The following is a 22,547-nucleotide window of genomic DNA, read 5'->3' as shown; positions in this document are numbered from 1 at the left end:
TTCTTTATTAATATGTTTTTATTTTCAAGTTATGAAGTGGAAGGTACCTCAATGCAATCGACACTTAGTGATGGAGATAAATTAATTGTAAACCAAATAGGGTATGAATTTGGAAATATAGCAAGATTTGATGTCATTGTTTTTCATTCAAATAGTGAAGATGATTATGTGAAAAGGGTTATTGGTTTACCGGGTGATACGATCGAATATAAGAATGATTGTTTATACATAAATGGGAAATTTTATACCGAACCCTATTTGCATAATGAAGAACAGCAAGTATTAGGTCAGAAAGGAACAGGAGACTTTACATTAGCTGAGCTTACGGGAGTAGAAAGAGTGCCGGAAGGAAGTCTGTTTGTAATGGGAGATAATCGAATGGATAGTTACGATAGTAGGCATTTTGGATTTATTTCTATAAGTGACGTGGTAGGCAAAGTAAATGTTCGATATTGGCCTTTAAATAAATTTGACGTGCAGTTCTAAACAAGGTAGACATACTGAAGTATTGGTATTGTCTGCCTTGTTGTTTAGTTTTTAAGTTATTCAGGTTAAAAAAAGTAGCATGAATAGTTAGTGAAAAGGAGTTGTTATCATGACTTTACAGTTTATATTAGGGCGTTCTGGATCAGGGAAAACAACTGTGATATTAAATGAGATTAGAACGAAACTCCATAAAAATCCGCAGTCCTCGCCTATTATTTATTTGGTTCCAGATCAGATGTCATTTCTCTCAGAATCGAAGTTAGCAGAAACTCCTGGATTACATGGAATGATTTCTGCACAAGTGTTTAGCTTTAAACGATTAGCCTGGAGAGTGCTTCAAGAAACAGGCGGAATGAGTAGAATGCATTTAACTAGTGCTGGAATTAATATGATGATTACGAAAATCATTGAAGAGAAGAAAGAAGAGTTGAAAATCTTTCAACGTTCTGCAAGTAAGGCTGGCTTTGTAAGTAGTATGGAAGACATGTTAATTGAATTGAAGCGTTATTGTGTATCACCTGAGAATATGAAGGAGCTATTGCAAGAACAGCTTACTCAAGATGATGAGCAAAGTTTGAAGGATAAGATGCATGATTTGGAATTGATTTACTCGGAGTTTGAAAAAGCTCTCTTTGGCAAATATATCGATTCTGAAGATTATTTAACTTTATTAGCTGAGAAAATCTCGCAATCAAAGTATTTACAAGATGCAGAAATATATATTGATGGTTTCTATAGCTTAACCCCACAGGAATTATTGGTTGTAAATGAGTTGTTAAAAACATGTAAGAAAGTCACTGTTTCATTAACGTTAGATCAAGCTTTCAGACAAGGACCACCAACAGACTTCTATTTATTTAATATGAATGCAAAGTTATATCACAGCATTTATCAATTAGCAATTCAATCACATGTTCAAGTGGAGGAAGATTATTTCTTAACAGAGCAACAGCGATTTACAAACTTAAGCCTTGCTCATTTAGAAAAGAACTTTAATAGAAGACCGGCTATTGAGTATAAAGGAGATAGTGCTGTTACTGTTATGATGGCTGCGAATCGAAGAACAGAAATAGAAGGTGTAGCGCGAGAAATAGTAAAGCTAGTTAGAGAAAATCATCTTAGATGGCGCGATATTACAATATTAATCCGAAATGGTAGTGCTTATCATGATTTAATTCAAACGATCTTTTCTGATTATCGTATTCCTATTTTTATAGACGCGAAAGAAACAATGTTACATCATCCTCTTATTGAATTGATTCGTTCCAGCTTGGAAATTATTCATACCAATTGGCGCTATGAGCCTGTTTTTCGTGCTATTAAAACAGATCTTCTGTACCCTCTGCGAAGAAACAAGAACAAGATGCGTCTAGAGGTGGACAAGTTAGAAAACTATGTGCTTTCACGAGGTATTAAAGGCAATCGTTGGACAAATAAGGAGCAATGGACATACAGACGATTTAGAGGACTTGAATTAGAAGAAAGAGGTCAAACCGATCAAGAGAAAGTAATTGAAAATGAATTGAACGAATTAAGAAGTTTATTCTCTGAACCATTAGGACGCCTTGGAGGAAGATGTAAAAGAGCAAAAACAGGTTTGGAATATTGTAAGGCTCTCTATTTGTTTTTGGAAGAGATTTCAGTACCTGAAAAGCTAGAAAAACTACAGCTTGATTGCGAAGCTAAAGGTGATGTTTTAACAGCTAGACATCATGATCAAGCATGGAAATCTGTAATTAGTTTACTAGATGAGTTTGTTGAAACAATGGGAGATACGAATTTAACTCTAAAGCAGTTTTCGACCATATTAGATTCAGGATTACAAGCGATGAATTTCGCGCAAGTTCCACCAGCAATGGATCAAGTGATCGTAGCAAATTTAGATTTGTCACGTGTAAGTGATAGTAAAGCAGCATTTGTTATTGGTTTAAATGAAGGTGTTTTACCAATGAAAGCGACTGAAGATGGTATTCTTTCAGATGCAGATCGTATAGCGTTGAACAAGGGAGGAATAGAGGTAGCGCCAGATTCAACTGTACGTTTACTAGATGAAGAATTTACAGCATATAAAGCTTTCACTACACCTTCACAAGCACTCTATGTCAGTTATCCTTTAGGAGATGAAGAAGGCGGGTCGCTTATACCATCGCCTTATATAAAGCGTATAAAAGAAGTAATGCCTCATGTGAAAGAAACCTATTTGCAATATGAACCGAATGAAGAATCGGAAGACCAATTGCTTCATTATATGGTAAATGATGATGTTGCAATGACTAATTTAACAGCAATGCTTCAAATGAAAAAGCGTGGCTATAGTGTAGAGGGCATTTGGTACGATTTATATAATTATTTTCTAACATCGGATCAACATAATACTACACTTAAGAAAGTATTAAGCAGTTTATTTTATGAAAACAAAGCGCGCAAATTAACGGAAGAAACTACGAAAAAGTTATACGGAAATCGCATGACTGCTAGTGTGTCAAGAATGGAAAAATACAATAGTTGTGCGTTTTCACACTTTGCTTCACATGGTTTAAAACTACAAGAGCGTAAAGTCTTTCGATTAGAAGCGCCTGATATCGGTGAAATGTTTCATGGTGCCCTGAAAATCATTTCGGATACGTTATTCCAACGTAAAATTGAATGGTCTCAATTAACGAAAGATGAATGCCATCGATTAGCAAGCATAGCGGTTGATCAATTAGCACCTAAATTGCAAAATCAAATTTTATTAAGTACGAATCGTCATCATTATATAAAACGTAAGCTTGAAAATGTAATTAGTAGAGCTTCCATTGTTTTAAGTGAACAAGCAAGACATAGTGGTTTTGCTCCGATTAGTTTAGAATTAGGCTTTGGTATGAACGGTGAACTTCCTCCGCTAACATTTACATTAGCTAATGGAACGCAGATGGAACTAATCGGTCGAATTGATCGTATCGATAAAGCGGAACATAATGGTCATGTTTATGTACGAATTGTAGATTATAAATCAAGTAGTAAAGATGTTAATCTCGATGAGGTCTATTACGGTTTAGCGCTACAAATGTTGACCTATTTAGACGTCATTATTGCTCATGCACAATCGTTAGTTGGTACTACCGCATATCCAGCGGGAATGCTATATTTCCATGTTCATAATCCGATCATTAAAGCGAATGAAATGATGGATGTCAATCAAATAGAAGATGAAATATTTAAGCAGTTTAAGATGAAAGGCTTACTACTTGGAGACACAGATGTACTACAGCTTATGGATGAAAACCTCATCGTAGGAGAAAGCAGCAAATCAAACATTGTATCAGCTAGCTTGTTGAAGAATGGTAGTATTTCAAAAACATCTAAAGTTGCAAGTAACGATGATTTCAAATCATTACGCAAGCATGTACACCACATCTATCAACAAGCTGGCAATGAAATTATGGATGGGCAGACAATTATTAATCCGTATAAGTTGAAAGACCGCGTGCCTTGCACATTTTGTTCGTATAAGAGTGTGTGCCTATTTGATAATTCACTGGAAGAAAATCAATATCGATTATTAACACCAAAGAAAGCGAATGAAGTGTTAAGTATCATACACGGAGAGGACGGGGCTCATGAGTAAATCAATTATTCCAGCTATGCCACCTGAGTTAACTTGGACAAGTGATCAGTGGAAAGCCATTTGGGCAAGTGATCAAGACATACTTGTTGCTGCGGCAGCTGGATCAGGGAAAACAGCCGTTTTGGTTAATCGAATCATCTATAAATTATTATCTGAGAAAACAAATGTTGACGAATTATTAGTAGTAACTTTTACGAATGCATCAGCTGCAGAAATGAGACATCGAATCGCTGACGCTTTGGAAAGTGCCATAAAAAAGGACCCTTCCTCTCAGCACTTAAGAAGGCAGCTTAGTTTAATTAATCGCGCTTCCATTAGTACTTTACACTCATTTTGTTTAGATGTTATTCGAAAGTATTACTATGAAATTGATATAGATCCTGGATTTCGCATTGCCGATTCAACTGAAGCGGAGTTGCTAAAAGATGAAGTGTTAGATGAAATATTTGAAGATAACTATGGAATGGAAGATAATGAATCGTTCTTTCGTCTAGTTGATGCCTTTAGTAGTGATCGAAATGATATAGAATTACAGAATATCATTCGTACACTACATGAGTTTTCAAGCTCACATCCATATCCAGAGCAATGGTTAGATGAAATGGTTTCAATGTATAACATTGATGAGAGCACGACTATTGATTCTTTACCGTTTATGGAAGCTTTACAATTCCATGTAAACTTACAATTATCAGCAGCGAAAGATGTATTAGAAGAGGCTATGGAATTAACGAAGGCGCCGGCAGGTCCAGCACCGCGAGCGGAAACATTTCTACTAGATCTTGCAATCATTGAGCAATTACAAGCCGCCAATGAACAATCATGGAACGCTATGTATGATGTGATGAAAACACTTAAATTTTCAACGTTAAAGCAAATTCGAGGAGATGCATATGATAAAGAGCTAGCTGAGCAATCCAAAGGATTGCGTGATTCAGCGAAAAAGCTAATTGAAGGATTAAAGAAAGAACTATTTTCCCGAAAGCCAGAGAGCTATTTAAAGGATATGAAAGAACTGAAGGCTTACGTAGAAATGCTAGTTACGTTAGTAAAGCAGTTCAAATATAGATACGGGCAAGAAAAACGTGAAAAAGGCATTGTTGATTTTTCAGATTTAGAGCACTATTGTCTTGAAATATTAACTGAAACAGAAAGTGATGGAGCAATCAAGCCATCTAGAGTTGCACTCGCTTATCGAAAGCAATTCCAAGAAGTATTAGTCGATGAATACCAAGATACGAACTTAGTTCAAGAAACCATTTTGAATTTGGTAAGCAAAGAAGATGAAGCTGAAGGTAATATGTTCATGGTTGGAGATGTTAAACAATCTATTTATCGCTTCCGTTTAGCAGAACCAAATCTTTTCTTAGGTAAATATGTACGATTTAAACATGATGGATCAGATGGTGGTTTACGAATCGATTTAAATCGTAATTTCCGAAGCCGTAAGGAAGTATTGGATGGAACAAATTATTTATTTAAACAGCTTATGGGAGTAAACGTCGGTGAAATTGAGTATGACGAAGATGCCGAGTTGAAAAAAGGTGCTCCGTATCCTGAGGATGAATCCTATCCAATTGAAGTATGCTTTATTGATCAACATAAAGAAAATAGTATAAGCAAAGAAGAAGAAGAAGAAGGTTTTGAAGCAGAGGATTTAGAAACAGTGCATCTAGAAGCTCGCCTATTAGCGAAACAAATTAAAGAGATGATAAATGAAAAGCGAATCATAACGGATTTGAAAACAGGTATGAAAAGACCGATTACGTATCGGGATATCGTCATTTTGATGCGCTCGATGACTTGGACACCTGAGATTATGGATGAGTTTAAGAAGCAAGGGATTCCGGTATACGGTAATTTGTCTTCTGGGTATTTTGAAGCAACGGAAGTAGCCATTATGATGTCGCTCTTAAAAGTAATTGATAATCCACTTCAGGATATTCCGCTTGCTTCAGTACTTCGTTCGCCAATTGTAGGTTTACATGAGGAACAACTAGCACAAATCAAAATAAGTAAGACAAATGCTACGTATTATGAAGCATTACAAAGTTTTTGTTATAAAGGCGAAAATGAAGAGAATTGTTCTTATTTTAATCAAGTGAAAGACTTCTTTGAAAAGCTTGTGGAATGGAGAGAGCTTGCTCGTCAAAAGTCGCTATCAGATCTGATTTGGCAACTGTATCGTGATACGAAGTTTTATGATTTTGTTGGTGGTATGCCAGGTGGAAAGCAGCGTCAAGCGAACTTACGAGCTCTATTCGACCGTGCTCGTCAATATGAAGAAAGTTCATTTAGAGGATTGTTCCGATTTTTACGATTCATTGAACGAATGCAAGATCGCGGTGACGATTTAGCGGCGGCAAGAGCTTTGAGCGAGCAAGAAGATGTTGTCCGAATAATGACGATTCATTCAAGTAAAGGTTTAGAGTTTCCTGTTGTGTTTATTGCGGGATTATCAAGACAGTTTAACATGATGGATTTGCGCAAAAGTTATCTACTTGATAAAGAATATGGATTTGCTTGTAAATATACGAATGCAGAACTTCGAATTACCTATCCATCATTACCTCAAATTGCATTCAAGAAGAAAAAGCAGCTGGAGATGATTGCCGAGGAAATGAGGGTGTTATACGTTGCCTTAACTCGAGCAAAAGAAAAGCTTGTGTTAATCGGAACGTTAAAGGATGCAGAAAGCTACTTTAAGAAGTGGAGTAAAACAGCGGAGTATCATGAATGGTTATTGAAAGATTATGTTCGAGCAACTGCGAAAAGCTATAGTGATTGGATAGGACCAGCACTTGCTCGTCATCATCATAATCGTGATATTTATGAACAAAATCATGATAATGGTGAATTGTCCCATCATTCATCGGCTTGGAATATGAAAGTGATAGATGCTTCTTTATTGCAGCAAGAAGAAAGTGCAGAAGAACAATTAGAAATTACGGTGATGGATCAAATAAAGGATTTCAGGCCAATTGAGATTGATGCGCAATATGTTTCACAAATCGCTGGTCAGTTAAACTGGAGTTATGAACATCAATCAGCTGTCACACACTTTTCTAAGCAAAGTGTAACTGAATTGAAACGTCAAAAGGAAGTATTAGAACAAGAGAATTCAAATGCTTTAATAAATGCTAGAAAAAGCATTCATGAGCGCCCCGCTTTCATGCAGGCGAAGAAAATGACACCTGCTGAGAAAGGGACCGTCATGCATTTAGTCATGCAGCAAATGAATGTGAAAGAGAAGATGACAGAAGAAAGTTTAGAGCAACTAAAGTTTGATTTGGTACAGAAGGAATTTTTAACAGATGAGCAAATAGAGGGAATTAATAGCGAAGAAATCATTCGCTTCTCTAACAGCTTAATTGCTGAAAGAATGCGAAATGCCCATACAATTTATCGAGAAGTACCATTTTCTATGGCTATTCCTGCAAGTGATGCCTATAGTGATTGGGATGGTGGCGAAGAAAAGGTATTGATACAAGGGGTTATTGATTGTTTATTCGCTGATGAACAAGGCTATGTATTGCTTGATTACAAAACCGATCGAATTACCGATCGCTTTAAAAATGGATTTGAAGAAGCGAAGCCTGTTCTAGCTAATCGCTATAAAGTACAGATTGAATTATATACGAAGGCGATTGAAAGCATATTAAAGGTGGAAGTGAAGCAAAAGTATTTATACTTCTTTGATGATGGTGGTCATTTATTAGAAATGTAGATTGTGAGGTCCATTTTTGAATGTAAATTCTTGAAGTGGATAAAGAAATAGTCTACGTAACGTTTGCCGAGAATTAATTTAAATCGAAACATCGAAGTTAATATAGTTAAGAACTTTATATTTTAAGCCATCGACATAGTCGATGGCTTTTGTTCTTCCATCTTTTCATAGGTTTAGTTGTTTCCAAGAATTGGTTGATCTACAACGTTGGCATCAAATACATTCGTAGCGCTAATTCCATTATTAGTAATAATAATAACTCCTGTGTTTTCAGTACCTGAACCAGTTGCAAATTTTGTTGAAGACTTTGGAGAATATACGAAAGCATCGCCAAACTGAATAGAGCCTCCAGTTACACTTCCCACTTGAATTGGTCCTACAATAGCAGGCATGCTTTTTATCCTCCTTCCGTATTTGGGGAATAGTCCGTATTTTCCCACTCTGATAACCGTCTAATGTTAAGTAGTTTCGACGTCATCCGTGTATGAGAAATGTTTCCGATTGCCATTACGGATGCTGACGAAACAGCATTTACTTGTATATGGTCGACATTAATCGTTGGCTTTTTATCAAACTTTGTAAATGTCATATTTTCATAAATAATAGGTATGGCTATTGGTTCAGAGAACATAGAATAAGAACTGAAATGTTCGGGATCATCGATTATCACTTTTGAGGTATGCTGTACAGCTAAAGCTTCAAATAATCCATCAACATGATTTATATCACCAATCTGTAGATTGGAACTCAAACCAACGATTATGAGTTTTATGTTTTTAACATGGCTGGATCGACTTAACATACTCTTAAGCTTTTGGTGTTAACGGTCCTAGTGGTCCGATAATGAGAGACTCTGGTGGTGTATCATATGCGGAAGAAAGTTGAATGGTTTGTGCGTCTCCAACAAGTAGTAATGAAGCACTCGCAACCGCAATCACTTTGATATTTCCGACACATAGGTTTTCATTTGTAACTTGATAATTCATATTTACATTCCTTTCATACTGTTATGCACGTTCATAAAAAAAGCGCGAACAGCTTGCGTAATGTCTGTTTTTATCTGCTCAATAATTCTTTCTTTATAGCCATTATTTCTGCTATTTTGTTCGGTATACGGATGTTGGTTGATATAGTATTGAATACGATCGGGAAGTTGTTTAGATAAATCTTCTTTAATAAATGCTTCATATTCACCTTGAGTATCAAAAGCCATTTCAGCTTCTACAACAGAGATGATTGAAGGTAATTCTTTCTCAATATAAGTAGTAATTTCTTGTGTGATTTGTTCTCTTAAATGCGGTGGGAATGGAACTGGATGTGATTGTCCGTTTACCGTAAATTCATCTAATTCGCTAAGGTTAGCAGGATTAAGACCGATATTTAATGTACCATCCAAACGTTCAATTTTAAGTTGATCAAATTTATATTCGATTCTTTCAATATTGACAGGTGATTGATTACTAAACTGATTCAATTTTTCTTTCAGGGTGTTGACTTCTGCTTCAAGTATAGCTATTCGTGTTGCTTGAGTTTCAAGATAAGCCTTCATTTCTGCTGCGTAAGTATAGAAGTCATTATTCATAATTCTTCACCTCATTATGGATAACGTATAAGTATGATAATTAGTGTATGTGAAGGCTTGATATAGGTGAATGCCTAATTTCTTTGTACGATTGTTTGGCTAGGTATTTGCGGTGCTTCTTCCGTAAATTGACCTGAATTATTTAATGTGCTAAGTGATTTAATGATTCCAGCACTTCCAATTTGAAAGATAGAGGAGTTGCTGATGCTTGATATTTTGATGCTGTGAATGTGAATGCTTTGAGTAACATTAAATTGCACAGAAATCCTCCTCCTTTATAAAGTAAAAGCAATAGGTTGATCGATATTGTCATTATCAATTACAGATACTTGACTATCATGATTGTAAACAGATAAACTTTCTCCTGTATTAAAAGACCCCGCTCCGGCATATGTTTTAGTCGTTGAAAAAGGAGTGATTTTATATACATCTCCAACATGAAAAACGCCACTACTGCCAACGGCAATCACTTGTATGGCTCCTACAATTGCTGGCATATCATCCACCCTACTTACGTTAGTTTATACATCGTATGAAACCGCCATATGTAATGTGATTAGATTGCCCATATTATCTTTAATGAATTTCCAAAAGCAATCTCCTTCTTTTATGGACTATACAGACATTTGATATTAAAATACGTTTCACTTTAAAGATATATATTTTGTGTGTGAAAAAAGAATTATTATGTTTGTGATATGAAGAAAATAACTTCTTCTTTTCCTTTTATCAGTTAAGTAAATTATATTAATAAAACGAAAATACAGGAAAATACAGCTATTTATTGAGCGGATTATAAATGGATGTACTCCAAGGAAGTAGAGAGGATAAGTGTTGGTGAATTGTATGAATTCAGTAGTATAGCATTCAGGTTGTCGAGGAATTTATCATAAAATAATGTTATATAACAGAGGTCGGTTGTATGAATACATAATGCAATATTTTGAAAATTTATGCTAAAATATAACTGTTATAGAAATATATATAGGAAATGTGGGAGGGGAAACCATGAATGTGCCATTAGTTGTTACGGACTTTCTGGATAGAGCGGTAAATTTATTTGGGGATAAGGATGCCATTTTCACAGAGGATCGAGTCTTTTCTTACAATCAAATAAACTATCGAGTGAATCAACTTTCAAATGGATTGCAAGAATTAGGGGTTACAAAAGGGGATCGTGTAGCTTATCTAGCACCAAATACAGTTGAAATGTTAGAAGGGTTTTATGGTGTATTCCAATTGGGAGCAATTATGGTTCCATTGAATGTCCGTTTGAAGCCAGAAGATTATTTGTTCATCTTGAATCATAGTGAATCGAAAGTATTAGTTGTAGATCAAGATTTATATAAGTTTATTATTCCTATTAAAGATCGATTAGAAACAGTAGAACATATAATTATGCATTATAAAGATGATGATTCATCTGAAATAGACTATGATCAATGGTTATTGAAATACTCAGGAGAAACATTTGAACGCGCTGAAATCGATGAAAATGATGTATGTTCACTTCTATATACAAGTGGTACAACAGGTGATCCAAAAGGTGTTATGTTGACGCACCGCAACAATTATTTACATGCGTTTGCTACTATGCATCACTTACGTGTTAGTGATAGTGATACATATTTACACGTGTTACCAATGTTCCACGTAAATGGGTGGGGAGCTCCTTTCTATTACACATTAAATGGATCAAGACAAGTTATGCTTAAGAAGGCAACTCCAGAAGCGATTTTTAATGCGATAGCGAAGCATGATGTAACAATTTTGCATATGGCACCAACAGTATTGAATTCGTTATTCGAATATTTCGAAAATAATATACCTCAAAATAGCGATAACATTCGCATCGTTGTTGCTGGTTCAGCTCCACCACCTGCCTTCGTGGCAAGAGTAGAGAAAGAACTAGGATGGGAATTTATTCAGGTTTATGGAATGACTGAATCGACTCCTCTAAGCCTTGCTTCTACAGTTCGTTCACATTTGAAGGATCTTCCATTGAAAGAGCAATACCGTATGAAAGCCAAAGCAGGACATCCAATGTGTGGTAGCAGAGTAAAGGTTATTGATGATAATGGAGAAGAGGTAGCTCATAATGGTATAGATATCGGTGAAGTGGTTGTAAGAAGTCATGGTGTGATGAAGGGCTATTGGAAGAATGAAGAAGCAACAATGGCAACAATCCGAAATGGTTGGTTGCACACTGGTGATATGGGAACTGTTGATGAATACGGTAATATTGATATTGTTGACCGTAAGAAAGACGTAATCATTTCAGGTGGAGAGAATATATCTTCTATAGAAGTAGAAGGGAATTTGTACGAGCATCCAGCTATAATTGAAGCCGCAGTTATTGCTGTCCCACATGAAAAATGGGGTGAAACACCTCATGCATACGTGGTGTTACGTCCAAATCAAACTGTCACAGAAGCTGACTTAATTGCATTTTCAAGAAATTCATTAGCTCATTTTAAAGCTATTACAGGTGTTACATTTGTATCTGAATTACCGAAAACAGCATCGGGTAAAATTCAAAAAGTTCAACTCCGTAATGAATATTGGGCACACCATGGAAAAGAAGGGCGTTTTGTAAATTAAATCGTAATCGTTTGGGAGCTCGTTGAATCCACTACATTTTGCATTTAGGAGCATTAACTAATCGTTAAAGCTGAACAAAAGAATAGCTACTATTCACAAACAGTGGGTAGTAGCTTTTTTACATGAGTTGTGCTACATGCAATCCAAGTATGCACAGAAGTTGTGTAGAATAGTATCTATATATGGAATATGAAACTCTAACTATTTCATGTTTGTTCGAAGTATAATGAACAAAAGAAGAGAGATTGGAGTCCTGTTATGAAAGATAAAATGCAATCAATAAAAGAGAATGAGCGTATTCAATCGGTAGATATTTTAAGAGGGTTTGCAATTCTTGGAATATTTTTTGTGAACATGCCAGCTTTTTTTAGCCCTATCTATTATTATAATCCAGATACTTATTGGGAAACCACAAGCGACCGTTCTTTGAATGCGATGGTCGATTTCTTTGCACAAGCTAGTTTTTATCCGTTATTTGCTTTTCTATTTGGGTATGGTGCGATTATACTAGCAGATCGTCTGAGCATAAAGGAACTGTCATTTCCAAAATATTTTAGTAGAAGATTAGTGATTTTATTATTATTTGGCTGTATTCATGCGTTTTTCTTATGGCATGGTGATATTTTAATTACATATGCAATTTGTGGGTTCTTTTTTATTCTATTTTGGAAATGTAAAGGGAAGACGTTAATTATAACTGGAGTGTTAATCTATTCCATTGTTTATAGCTTGATTATAGTAAGCTTTGCAGCATTCGAAGGGTTGGAAGACTCAAGCAGTATATTAAGCAGTATAGATAATCAAGAAGCAATCGAAAGTTCTATACATGTATATAGTCAAGGAAGCTTTAGTGAGATTTTTTCACAGCGATATAACGATTGGCTTTTAGTGAATGGACCTTCTAATATCTGGCTACTTGTATTAGATATTTTACCACTCATACTTATCGGAGCAGGATTTGCGAAACAGAAATGGTTAGAAAATGTACAAAAAAATAAAAGGCTATTAGTGTATCTATTAATATTTAGTTTCATTGGTGGAGTTGTTTTTAAGCTTCTACCATTCTTAGATGGAGAGTTACCTTATACAAGAATGATGGTACAAGATTATATTGGTGGACCATTACTAGCACTTTTCTATATTACACTTATTGTTCTATTAGTTGAGAATAGAAGAGTTTATACACTATTAAAACCTTTCTCTTATGTAGGAAGAATGTCAATCAGTAACTATCTAATACAATCGCTTGTGTGTACAACAATCTTCTATTCATATGGACTGGGATTATATGGACAAATTTCTTTCACAATAGGCTTTTGTTTAGTAATCTTACTATATAGTCTACAAATAGTAGGAAGTAGATGGTGGCTGAAAACGTATAGATTAGGTCCAGTCGAGTATATTTGGAGATGGGGAACATACGGCAACAAACCTTCTATGAAGAGAAGAGAGGAAAGGGAGAATTAATATGAAATTTGCAACTGTAGAATGGAATAATGAGCAAGTAGTTGTTTTAGAAGATGAACAAACCGGCCTGCTATTACATATCGCCAAAGCAGCCAATGCGTTATATGACAATAAACATTCTATACCAACAACGATGCTAGCATTAATTGATGCTGGAGAAGATGCTTTAAGAGCTATTGTTGAAATTGCAACTTGGGCAAAAGATCAGCCATCATCTAGCAATCTATTTATTAATCCAAGTGATGTGAAGTGGTTAGCACCTATTCCAAGACCTACAAAAAACGTTTATTGTGTGGGGAAGAACTATGCAGATCATGCAATAGAAATGGGGAGTGCAGCAGATATACCAGAACACGTTATGATGTTTACGAAATCTCCTACAGCAGTAATTGGTCATGAAAATATGATTCCAATCCATAGTGAACTTACGGAACAAATGGATTACGAAGGTGAATTGGCCGTAATTATTGGCAAAAAAGGAGTAGCAATTAAAGAAGAAGAAGCGAACGATCATATTTTTGGATATACGATTTTGAACGATGTGACAGCTCGTGACATTCAGTCTCGTCATAAGCAGTTTTTTCTTGGAAAAAGTTTAGATGGAACGTGTCCAATGGGACCCTATATTGTCCACAAGTCTCAAATTAAACATCCTGTTCAATTAAATGTTCAAACGAAAGTTAATGGTGAACTTAGACAAAATGGTAATACAGATCAATTTATTTTTTCTATACCAAAAATTATTGAAGTCATTTCAAGTGGTATGACATTGGAGCCTGGTGATATTATTGCAACAGGTACGCCAGCAGGTGTTGGTAAAGGCTTTAAACCACCTAAATTCTTAAAAGCAGGAGATGTAATCGAGATTACAATTGAAAACATTGGAACACTTTGTAACAAAATAGACTAAATATTTTCTAATATCTTGATAGTGTTAAGCTAAATAATATATATCGGGTTACTGCTATGATATGATAGATTCGAATATTTCTAGAGGGGGAACTTTCATGACTCATATGCATATTACAGCATGGGTAGCTGCAATCGTTTTGCTTATTGTAGCTGCATCTTTATTGAAAAAAGGCAATCAACAAAGCTATAAAACAACACACATGATTTTAAGAGTGGTTTACTTACTTCTTATTGCAACTGGTGGAATGCTTTTAATTGGAATTACTATTACACCTGAATATGTAGGTAAAATTGTACTAGGTATTGTTGTAATCGGATTAATGGAAATGGTATTAGTTCGAATGAGTAAAGGTAAGAATGTAACAGTGCTTTGGGTTTTATTAATTGTTGCATTAATTGTTATTATTGCCCTAGGCTTCCGACTACCTCAAGGCTTTGCATTTTTTGCATAATTTTGTACAAAATTCAAAACTTTTATGAAAAAACCACTAAGTATTTAGTGGTTTTTTTCTGTTTTTTTCACTATTCGCGCTATTTTTATGATATTTTGGGAATATATGAATTGTAATATTTTGTGAGTGTGGTGATGTTTTTTGGCTAAATCGTACAATTATATTTATGTAGATGAACAGAGATTACAGCGGTTCTTAGATGAAGAAGGATTTAACTTGCATTCCAATGTATTAGTTCATATTTTTTCAGGGAAGAGCGATGTTGAATTAATTACATCTATAACAACGATTGTAAGAGAACATCTTCCACAAGCTGTCATAGCCGGTTGTACAACAAGTGGGGAAATAGCCGATGGCTCTATGTATGAAGATGAAATACTATTATCTTTCACTCTGTTTGAGAATACAGAAGTCAATAGTGTTATTTTGAAAAGTAAAGATTTCTCGAATTTTAAGGAAATGGGAAAAACAATTGCTGATCGTTTAGGGCAAAGTGATTCTAAGTTACTATTCCTATTTACCGCAGGATTAGAGATAAAAGTGCCAAGTTTGGTACAAGGTATTATAGCTGAACGAGAAGATATAGTGATTGCTGGAGGAGGAGCAAATAATCTAGGTTACTCTCCACCAAAAGTCTTCACTGATCGTGAAGTGGTCGAGGATGGCGTTGTAGCAGTCATTCTTAATAGTAAGGAATTAAATGTTTCTACTTATCAAGATCAGAAGTGGTCTTTGATTAGTGATTCTTTTTCAATTTCGAGGGCGAAAGATAATGTCATTTACAGCATTAACGGGAAAAAGCCAATCCAATTATTGAAGAAGTATTTTGGGGATTTTTTTATAAAAGATTTGCCTTATAGTAGTTCGGAATTTCCATTTTTCTTGGAAAGCGATGGTGACAAGAAAGCAGTATTTATTAATCGAATATTTCCAAATGGTGCAATAGAAATGAGTCAAGATGTAAAAGAAGGCGATTTGCTAACTATTTCACATGTGGATTTACAAGAAACAATTGCTCTTTCAGAGACAATGGTTAAACAAATGGCGAAGCAGCCAATTGAAGCCATTTTTATGTTTCCTGATTTTTCGAGAAAGCGGTTGCTAGTCAACTTTACGAAACAAGAGCTAGAAGCGATACAAACAATAGGAAATCATAGCGGTTTTTTCTCAAACAGTCGTTGTGATGATATTTATTATGATAAACAATCAACTATGGGAAAAGTATCTGCCATCGTGGCTTTATCTGAAAGTCATCAAGTGCGGGAAAGAAAGAATGTGCCGTTTTCTTTTACAAATGAATTAAAGCCACTTATGGTATTAGAGCATTTAATGCAAGCGACGACGAAGGAAATGAAAGCATTAAATGAAGAGTTAATAAAATCGGAACAATACTTTAAGTCATTGTTTGAAAACAATACAGATTTTGTTTACTCTACCGATTTAAATGGCAATATTACAAGGATTAATGAGAGCTTTACAAAGATTTTTGAGTATCCATTGCAAGATGTAATAGGACATTCTATGCTTAAATTTGTTGATGTAGAAGAGCGATCACTAATAAAGCGATTATTTAATAAAACAATTAAAGGCAAAATGCAGTGTTATCAATTATCTCTAAGGAAGTTAAATGGCGAGTTAGAGCATTTTCATGTGAAGAATATTCCTATTATTGTGCAAGGTCAAATTATTGGAATACATGCAGTAGGAAGAAATATTAGTGAACAGATGCGAATAGAAGATCAACTGTTGAAGTTAGCCTATTATGATGGACAGACAGGTCTTCCAAATCGAGTGAAATTCACACAATTATTAGTACAGCATATTGAGCGTTCGAAGAAGAAAAGAAGGAAATTAGCTGTTGTTGTTATTGATATTGATCGATTCAAGCAAATTAATGATAGTATAGGACATTACTCTGGCGATTTAGTAATTAAAGAATTTGCTAATCGAATAAAGGACGCTATACCTTCAGGAACATATATTGGTCATTTAGCTGGTGATAAATTCACACTTATTCTTACAAAAAATGTTTGTGTGAATGAAGTGAAAAGAGTCGTTAATGAAGTACAGTCTAGTATTGTTAAGCCTATAATACATAACAATCAAGAGTTTTTCGTTACTTCAAGTATTGGGATTAGTATGTATCCATCAGATGGAGTAGATGCAGATCATCTATTGAAGCATGCTGATATTGCAGTAAATCGTGTCAAATCTATGGGTGGTAACAGTGTTCTTTTTTTCAATAATGAAATGATTGAACAGGCGATACAACGTACCAAATTAGAGAGTAGTTTGCGAAGAGCTTTGAAGGACCAAGAGTTCTTTTTATGTTATCAACCTTTATTAGATTTGCAAAATGAGAGATTGTATGGAAGTGAAGCACTTATTCGTTGGAAACACCCTACAAACGGCATCGTGCCACCGAATGAATTTATACCGATAGCAGAGGAAACAGGTCTTATTAAAGAAATTGGCCTATGGGTATTGAAAACAGCGTGTAAGCAAAATAAAGAGTGGCAGGATATGGGATTGGGTGATCTAGTTATTTCAGTGAATGTATCAGCACATCAATTCCAACAGCCTCAATTTGTTCATCAAGTTAAAGATGCGCTCACTGAAGCCAATTTAGAACCGCAATATTTACGTTTAGAATTGACGGAAAGTGTCATGGTTCAGAATGTAACAAAAAGTATTTCAATTATGAGAGAAATCCAGAATTTGGGTGTGAAAATATCAATTGATGATTTTGGAACGGGGTATTCTTCATTAAGTTATTTAAAGAATTTCCCGATTGATTACTTGAAAATTGACCGTTCTTTCATCAATAATTTACATGAAGATAATTTTGATAATGCAATTGTGAAGGCAATTATTACGATGGGACATGGACTTTCATTGAAGGTAGTGGCTGAAGGAGTAGAAACTGAAGAGCAAATGTCATTATTGAAAATTATGAAATGCCATTTTGTACAAGGGTATTATATTGATAGACCGTTAATACCTGAGGACTTTGAAAAACAAGCAAGAGACCGAATTTTTGTGAAATAAGCATAGAAAGCTGTGTGAAGTACGAGTTTTCGTATCACACAGCTTTTTTAGGGTTAAGAGAACATTTTTTCCGTAAAGCCTAATCTTATTTTGGAGAAAATTTTTCGATTACAATTCTTTTTCCCGTATTTAGAGTAAATTCAAAGCGATCATGTTCTTTCATGGAGTAAACAAAGTGATGCTGTACAGCACAAATGCATTGATTATTATCAAAAGTAAAAAAGTTCACTCCGCTACAGTTTTTCTTGTCACTTAAAAATGTGAGTTGATTGTATCCGTATATACAATCATGAATAGAAAAAGAAAGAGAATTTAATGTCATGATGAATTGAAAGAAAGAATCATCATTGAGTTCCTCTAGTAGGCTCTCAAAAGAATATAATAAATCTTTCTTAATTCTAACTTTTTCTTGGTTAAGTAAAAACAGTGTTTCTCTATTTAGTGTTACGACGCCAACGTCGGACAAGAAGCCTTTCCTCCATCGATTATTACGATAAACCTCTATTTCCCGATTTAAGTATTCCTCTAATGGAAATGCTTCATCATTTTCTTCGTTAAAGAAGACCCACTGATTATTAATATTTTCAACAATACCGCTAGTGAATGCTCTGGATTGTCGGTTTAACAATTCTATTCTCTGTTGCTTATTCATGTCGTAACCTCCGAGTGAAGAAAAATATCTCACCTACTTTATGATATATTTATCCACATGCGTAATGTATTTTCTTTAAATACCTTAGCGACCTTGACAGAGTAAGGATCACTAGGTTTAAACAATCGATATATGCCATTTTTTTTGAATGAGACATTAACACATCTTTTCCTTTTGCATAGGCTATTAGACGTAAAACATGATAATTTTCATTGGCTCCATTTTACTTCGCATAAATAAAGCTTTGGGATGAACCATTATTAGTATTGAAATGAATCAGTGATAATAGATCGCGACTGAAGAAAGGGTGATAATTATGTGTGGAATCACTGGTTGGGTAGATTACTCACGTAATATGGCGAAAGAAACTGAAACGGTAACTGCAATGGCTCATACTTTAGCACGTAGAGGGCCGGATGAAAGCGATGTGTGGTGCAGCCAACATGCTTGCTTTGCACATAAACGGTTAACGGTAGTTGATCCTGTTGGTGGAAAACAACCGATGACCATTACGTGTAATCAAGGACAATTTACATTATGTTATAATGGCGAGCTCTATAATACGGAAGAATTACGAAAAGACCTGTTAGTAAAAGGATATTCGTTTAAAGGTCATTCTGACACTGAAGTTCTCCTAACTTCTTATATAGAATGGAAAGAAAAAGTGGTCGACTATTTAAATGGAATATATGCTTTTGCAGTGTGGGACCATGATAGAGATGCGTTATTCATGGCTAGAGATCGTTTAGGGGTAAAACCTTTGTTTTATCGAGAGGAAAAAAAGGGGCTCTTATTTGCTTCGGAATTAAAGGCTTTACTTGCACATCCTGACGTGAAAGCTGAAATTGACCGTGAAGGGCTTGCGGAAATATTTGGGTTGGGCCCATCTCATACACCAGGAACGGGTGTATTTAAAGGAATGAAAGAATTACGTCCAGCTCATGCTATGACATTATCTCGAAGCGGAATGAGAATATGGCGGTATTGGAATGTGAAAAGTGAAACACATACTGAGTCATTAGAAGAAACCATTAATAATGTACGATTTCTAGTAAAAGATGCCGTTGAAAGACAACTCGTTTCCGATGTGCCGCTTGCAACGTTTTTATCCGGAGGAATCGATTCGAGTGTTATAACTGCTATAGCAGCAAATTCATTTAACAGAAATAATAAAAGCAAATTGCATACTTATTCGATTGATTATGAAGAAAATGATCGGTATTACAAAGGAAATGCCTTTCAACCAAGTGCAGATGCTCCTTGGATTGAAATGGTTTCACAAGCTTATGAAACGGTGCATCATCGATGTATCATTTCACAAGAACAGTTAGTGAACGGATTGAGGGAATCAGTACATGCAAAAGATTTACCTGGAATGGCAGATATTGATTCTTCGCTATTATGGTTTTGTAAAGAAGTGAAACAAGAATTTGTTGTTAGTTTATCAGGTGAATGTGCCGACGAGATTTTTGGGGGATATCCATGGTTTCACACAACAGATAAAAGTGAAAATGGATTCCCTTGGATTCGATCGACGAAAGAAAGAGCGATGCTTTTAAAGGATTATTGGAGTGGAAAACTAAAAGTAGATGAGTATGTACAAAGTAAGTATCAAGAAACAGTGCAGGAAACACCTATTCTAGAAGGCGAAAGTGTAGCGGAAACAAGAAGACGACAGTTGTTTTACAGCAATATGCTTTGGTTTATGACGAATTTATTAGAACGGAAAGACAGGATGAGTATGGCAGCAAGCTTGGAAGTAAGGGTACCATTTGCCGATCACCGTCTCGTGGAGTATGTTTGGAATATTCCATGGGAAATGAAAATAACAGGTAATCAAGAGAAGGGAATTTTGCGTAAGGCAATGGAGGGATTACTGCCCAACGAAGTATTATATCGCAAAAAAAGCCCATATCCGAAAACGCATCATCCAATTTATACAGAGAAAGTAACCGAGTTATTAACAACATTAACAAGCCGTTCTCAAAGTGTCTTACATGAATTCTTCCGTAAAGAACAATTACAGCAACTTCTTACTACAAAGGGAGCATCCTTTCAAGTTCCTTGGTATGGTCAGTTGATGTCAGGTCCACAATTATTGGCCCACTTAGCTCAATTAGATATGTGGTTTGAGGATTACGGAGTTAATATTGTCGAATCTTAATAGTAAAGAGGCTACCTTCAGGGGGTAGCCTCTTTCTATGCGGAATGTTTATTTGATCCTGTAAGGACGAAGCCTTTCTTCATCCATACTTTTGATTGCCAACGTCTTAGCATCAGAATGCCTCTTAACCATTCATCAGCAGCAAATGCAATCCAAACACCGACTAGTCCCCAACCGAAATGAATACCAAGTATGTAAGACAACGTTACACTTACTCCCCACATGGATAGGATTCCGATTGTTACAGGGTATTTGACATCACCAGTTGCTTTAAGAGAGTTTATGATAACGATATTAAATGCCCGCCCAGGCTCTAAAATAACGGTTAACCAAAGTAGTATGCTACCTGCAATTAATATTTCACTATTGTTTGTAAAGATGGATAATAAAGGTTTACTGAAAATAGCAAATACTAATGCACATAGTAGGGATACGATTATACCAAGACGCAAGCTTTTTAAGCATCTTCTATATGCAACTTCATACTTTTTCGCTCCGATATCGTGTCCAACTAATATTTGTGTTCCTTGTGCAATTGCAATCGCAAACAAATAAATAAACATCATTAAGTTGGAAGCATAAACCCTTGTAGTTAATGCTTCTGTCCCTAGCATAGTAATGAAATACGTAATAGCCATTTGTGATCCATTATATGATAGTTGCTCACCAGCAGATGGAACACCGATAGCTAATAGGTTTTTTAAGTGAATAAAAGGCATTTTAAAGACTTTCAAGAATTCTAACTTCTGTGGAATACGTTTGATTAAGAGAATCATAATAGCAACAAAACCTATTATTCTACTAACCGTTGTTGATATAGCTACTCCTTCTACTCCAAGGACAGGAATGCCGAATGGTCCGAAGATGAAGAGATAGTTACCAATAATGTTTAGTATATTCATACCGATTGTTACAAACATGGCATCTTTCGTAAATCCATAACTTCGAAGAATGGCACTTGCTGTCATAATTAAAGCTGTTACGAATGAGAAACTACCAACAATACTTAAATAAGAATTTGCTTCACCCATTAATTCAGTTGGTAAATCCATTAACTGCAATAAATTACGACTTAATAGGAAGACGGCTATACTTAAGATTAAGCCGAAAGCAAGATTAGTGACGAGTGATATGACGGAAATTTCGCTTGCGGCTAGCGTATTTTTTGCTCCTAAATTTTGTGCTACTAATATGGCTGTCCCAGTCGCAATAAAACCAAACATAACAATTACAAGAGATAGTATCTGGTTGGCCACTCCAACTGCTGCAACGGAATTATCTGAATATAAGCTAAGCATTAATGTATCGGCATTACCCATTAACATATGAAGGAACATTTCAATGAATAAAGGCCAAGTTAGTGCAAATAATGTTAGCTGTTGCGTATTCTTTGCTGACATATTTATTCTCCTTAGATGTTTAGTATTCTAGTTAGTTTTAATTACTGCTTATTTAGTGATTTCGCTCACATATACGCATCTCCTCATAATAGAACGAAAGGATTAGAAATGCAATATGTATTTTATTGAAGTAATTTATATGTAGTTTCTAAAATACGAAAGAAAATGAAAGTACTAAATGTGACTAAATTTGTAAAATTTTATATATTTAATCACTTGTTCCGCATTCTACAGATTGACTACAAATGGAAAAAAGAGATAATCTTAGGAGGTAGAGATTATGAATAGGGGGAGCAGAAGGTGGGTAAGAGGTTAATATGTTTGTTACTAGTCCCTTTTCTTCTATTTAGTGCACTGCCAGTAAATGCACTAGAGAAGGAAGAAAGACTTTGGCAAGATGAAACAGTATATAATATTATGATTGATCGTTTTAATAATGGTAGTTC

17 protein-coding genes and 1 pseudogene are annotated in these 22,547 nt (G+C 35.2%); 10 read left to right on the top strand and 8 right to left on the bottom strand.

All coding sequences use genetic code 11. The features are described from left to right. The 3 genes from lepB to addA form a co-directional block, all read left to right on the top strand. A partial coding sequence (gene lepB, locus V7014_RS20520; RefSeq protein WP_335509811.1) for a signal peptidase I occupies positions 1 to 486 on the top strand: 486 nt, incomplete at its 5' end. 109 nt (positions 487 to 595) lie between these two features. Beyond that, on the top strand, positions 596 to 4,096 hold the full coding sequence (gene addB, locus V7014_RS20515; protein WP_335509809.1) for a helicase-exonuclease AddAB subunit AddB: 3,501 nt from the start codon (positions 596 to 598) through the stop codon (positions 4,094 to 4,096). Continuing rightward, positions 4,089 to 7,823 (top strand): helicase-exonuclease AddAB subunit AddA, encoded by a 3,735-nt coding sequence (addA, locus tag V7014_RS20510; protein WP_335509807.1) that lies wholly within the window; start codon positions 4,089 to 4,091, stop codon positions 7,821 to 7,823. The genes addB and addA overlap by 8 nt, the downstream gene beginning before the upstream one ends. Positions 7,824 to 7,996: 173 nt before the next feature. Here addA and V7014_RS20505 read toward each other — a convergent pair whose 3' ends face one another. The 6 genes from V7014_RS20505 to V7014_RS20480 form a co-directional block, all read right to left on the bottom strand. Continuing rightward, on the bottom strand, positions 7,997 to 8,215 hold the full coding sequence (locus V7014_RS20505; RefSeq protein ID WP_335509805.1) for a spore germination protein: 219 nt from the start codon (positions 8,213 to 8,215) through the stop codon (positions 7,997 to 7,999). Positions 8,216 to 8,220: 5 nt separating this feature from the next. After that, complete coding sequence (locus V7014_RS20500) at positions 8,221 to 8,625, bottom strand: spore germination protein GerPE (protein WP_335509803.1); 405 nt, start codon at positions 8,623 to 8,625, stop codon at positions 8,221 to 8,223. 4 nt (positions 8,626 to 8,629) lie between these two features. Beyond that, complete coding sequence (locus V7014_RS20495) at positions 8,630 to 8,809, bottom strand: spore gernimation protein GerPD (RefSeq protein WP_335509801.1); 180 nt, start codon at positions 8,807 to 8,809, stop codon at positions 8,630 to 8,632. A gap of 2 nt (positions 8,810 to 8,811) precedes the next feature. After that, positions 8,812 to 9,405, bottom strand: a complete 594-nt coding sequence (gene gerPC / locus V7014_RS20490) for a spore germination protein GerPC (RefSeq protein WP_335509799.1) — start codon at positions 9,403 to 9,405, stop codon at positions 8,812 to 8,814. A gap of 74 nt (positions 9,406 to 9,479) precedes the next feature. Beyond that, positions 9,480 to 9,665, bottom strand: coding sequence for a spore germination protein GerPB (locus V7014_RS20485; protein ID WP_335509798.1), 186 nt, complete (start codon positions 9,663 to 9,665; stop codon positions 9,480 to 9,482). A 15-nt stretch (positions 9,666 to 9,680) separates the two neighbouring features. After that, positions 9,681 to 9,902 (bottom strand): spore germination protein, encoded by a 222-nt coding sequence (locus V7014_RS20480; protein ID WP_335509796.1) that lies wholly within the window; start codon positions 9,900 to 9,902, stop codon positions 9,681 to 9,683. A 511-nt stretch (positions 9,903 to 10,413) separates the two neighbouring features. Here V7014_RS20480 and V7014_RS20475 point away from each other — a divergent pair. The 5 genes from V7014_RS20475 (at position 10,414) to V7014_RS20455 (ending at position 17,885) form a co-directional block, all read left to right on the top strand. Next, complete coding sequence (locus V7014_RS20475; RefSeq protein WP_335509794.1) at positions 10,414 to 12,006, top strand: long-chain-fatty-acid--CoA ligase; 1,593 nt, start codon at positions 10,414 to 10,416, stop codon at positions 12,004 to 12,006. Between the two features lie 258 nt (positions 12,007 to 12,264). After that, complete coding sequence (locus V7014_RS20470) at positions 12,265 to 13,473, top strand: DUF418 domain-containing protein (protein WP_335509792.1); 1,209 nt, start codon at positions 12,265 to 12,267, stop codon at positions 13,471 to 13,473. Position 13,474: 1 nt separating this feature from the next. Continuing rightward, positions 13,475 to 14,383 carry a fumarylacetoacetate hydrolase family protein gene (locus V7014_RS20465; protein ID WP_335509790.1) on the top strand — a complete coding sequence of 303 codons (909 nt, stop codon included), beginning with the start codon at positions 13,475 to 13,477 and terminating at the stop codon, positions 14,381 to 14,383. A 97-nt stretch (positions 14,384 to 14,480) separates the two neighbouring features. Beyond that, positions 14,481 to 14,837 carry a YisL family protein gene (locus V7014_RS20460; RefSeq protein WP_335509788.1) on the top strand — a complete coding sequence of 119 codons (357 nt, stop codon included), beginning with the start codon at positions 14,481 to 14,483 and terminating at the stop codon, positions 14,835 to 14,837. Between the two features lie 141 nt (positions 14,838 to 14,978). Continuing rightward, positions 14,979 to 17,885, top strand: coding sequence for a bifunctional diguanylate cyclase/phosphodiesterase (locus V7014_RS20455; RefSeq protein ID WP_335509787.1), 2,907 nt, complete (start codon positions 14,979 to 14,981; stop codon positions 17,883 to 17,885). 85 nt (positions 17,886 to 17,970) lie between these two features. Here the strand turns inward: V7014_RS20455 and V7014_RS20450 are convergent, their stop codons facing one another. Further along, positions 17,971 to 18,537, bottom strand: a complete 567-nt coding sequence (locus V7014_RS20450) for a DUF2777 domain-containing protein (protein WP_335509785.1) — start codon at positions 18,535 to 18,537, stop codon at positions 17,971 to 17,973. 316 nt (positions 18,538 to 18,853) lie between these two features. Here V7014_RS20450 and asnB point away from each other — a divergent pair, with 316 nt between their 5' ends. Next, positions 18,854 to 20,701: an asparagine synthase (glutamine-hydrolyzing) gene (gene asnB, locus V7014_RS20445; protein WP_335509783.1), complete on the top strand. Its 1,848-nt coding sequence runs from the start codon at positions 18,854 to 18,856 to the stop codon at positions 20,699 to 20,701. A 35-nt stretch (positions 20,702 to 20,736) separates the two neighbouring features. On the opposite strand, the gene V7014_RS20440 is transcribed toward asnB, so the two are convergent. Further along, positions 20,737 to 22,101: an MATE family efflux transporter gene (locus V7014_RS20440; RefSeq protein ID WP_335509780.1), complete on the bottom strand. Its 1,365-nt coding sequence runs from the start codon at positions 22,099 to 22,101 to the stop codon at positions 20,737 to 20,739. Between the two features lie 300 nt (positions 22,102 to 22,401). On the opposite strand from V7014_RS20440, the pseudogene V7014_RS20435 reads away from it, so the two are divergent. After that, positions 22,402 to 22,547 (top strand): annotated as a pseudogene (locus V7014_RS20435) (alpha-amylase family glycosyl hydrolase); the annotation flags it as partial.

Source organism: Bacillus sp. JJ722 (assembly GCF_036963345.1).
GTDB lineage: Bacteria > Bacillota > Bacilli > Bacillales > DSM-1321 > Bacillus_AD.
Note: the sequence above shows the minus strand (reverse complement) of the source record. Positions and strands in the feature narration are given on the sequence as shown.

Coding starts and splice junctions, on each gene's coding strand:
- V7014_RS20495 (WP_335509801.1), bottom strand. CDS start 8,809: ATGAATTATCAAGTTACAAATGAAAACCTATGTGTCGGAAATATCAAA.
- V7014_RS20460 (WP_335509788.1), top strand. CDS start 14,481: ATGACTCATATGCATATTACAGCATGGGTAGCTGCAATCGTTTTGCTT.
- V7014_RS20475 (WP_335509794.1), top strand. CDS start 10,414: ATGAATGTGCCATTAGTTGTTACGGACTTTCTGGATAGAGCGGTAAAT.
- V7014_RS20470 (WP_335509792.1), top strand. CDS start 12,265: ATGAAAGATAAAATGCAATCAATAAAAGAGAATGAGCGTATTCAATCG.
- V7014_RS20505 (WP_335509805.1), bottom strand. CDS start 8,215: ATGCCTGCTATTGTAGGACCAATTCAAGTGGGAAGTGTAACTGGAGGC.
- V7014_RS20500 (WP_335509803.1), bottom strand. CDS start 8,625: ATGTTAAGTCGATCCAGCCATGTTAAAAACATAAAACTCATAATCGTT.
- V7014_RS20450 (WP_335509785.1), bottom strand. CDS start 18,537: ATGAATAAGCAACAGAGAATAGAATTGTTAAACCGACAATCCAGAGCA.
- gerPC (WP_335509799.1), bottom strand. CDS start 9,405: ATGAATAATGACTTCTATACTTACGCAGCAGAAATGAAGGCTTATCTT.
- V7014_RS20440 (WP_335509780.1), bottom strand. CDS start 22,101: ATGTCAGCAAAGAATACGCAACAGCTAACATTATTTGCACTAACTTGG.
- V7014_RS20465 (WP_335509790.1), top strand. CDS start 13,475: ATGAAATTTGCAACTGTAGAATGGAATAATGAGCAAGTAGTTGTTTTA.
- addB (WP_335509809.1), top strand. CDS start 596: ATGACTTTACAGTTTATATTAGGGCGTTCTGGATCAGGGAAAACAACT.
- asnB (WP_335509783.1), top strand. CDS start 18,854: ATGTGTGGAATCACTGGTTGGGTAGATTACTCACGTAATATGGCGAAA.
- addA (WP_335509807.1), top strand. CDS start 4,089: ATGAGTAAATCAATTATTCCAGCTATGCCACCTGAGTTAACTTGGACA.
- V7014_RS20480 (WP_335509796.1), bottom strand. CDS start 9,902: ATGCCAGCAATTGTAGGAGCCATACAAGTGATTGCCGTTGGCAGTAGT.